The sequence below is a fragment of the Campylobacter sp. US50a genome (genome assembly GCF_004379015.1).
Taxonomy (GTDB): domain Bacteria; phylum Campylobacterota; class Campylobacteria; order Campylobacterales; family Campylobacteraceae; genus Campylobacter_D; species Campylobacter_D jejuni.
Genome location: NZ_RYYJ01000065.1, coordinates 1 through 495 on the forward strand (window position 1 = coordinate 1; position 495 = coordinate 495).

Annotated in this window: 1 protein-coding gene; it reads right to left on the reverse strand. The window is 24.6% G+C overall.

What is annotated here, in order from left to right:
• A partial coding sequence (locus tag ELQ11_RS09675; RefSeq protein ID WP_208359347.1) for a hypothetical protein occupies window positions 1–495 on the reverse strand: 495 nt, incomplete at both ends.

Genomic DNA, 495 nt, shown 5'->3' on the forward strand with positions numbered 1-495 from the left:
TTTTGCAAAAAATCCTCTTCTAAACGAGTATTTAGAAAAAATAAAAAATCTTCAAGTGCATCAAATCTTTCCTTGTCAAATAAAAAATAAGTTTTATGATTTGTGATATTTCTTTCATTGTATAAAAGATAGGATATAATATCGTTATTTAAATTTAAAACAATTCGACTAGCTTTTCTTGAAAGTTCCTCATCTTCATCTAGGAATGAATAAATAGTTAAAGTTCTTATATCTTCAATACTAGCTTGTATCATCTTAAGATTTTTAATAATCATTTGTGTAACTTTTTCTTGATTATAGTTTTCTTTGCTTAAATTTTTAGCATATTCTAATTCTTCCTTGCCTTCGTTTTCACTCCATTTGATTAAAGCACTAAGATTTTCTCTTGCTTTGCTTTCATTATCTTCTTTAAACTTTAGAGCTTCATGGATAAACTCATAAACACTACTAACAACTGCAATAAAAACTAATACAATAAAAACTATAATAGAAATT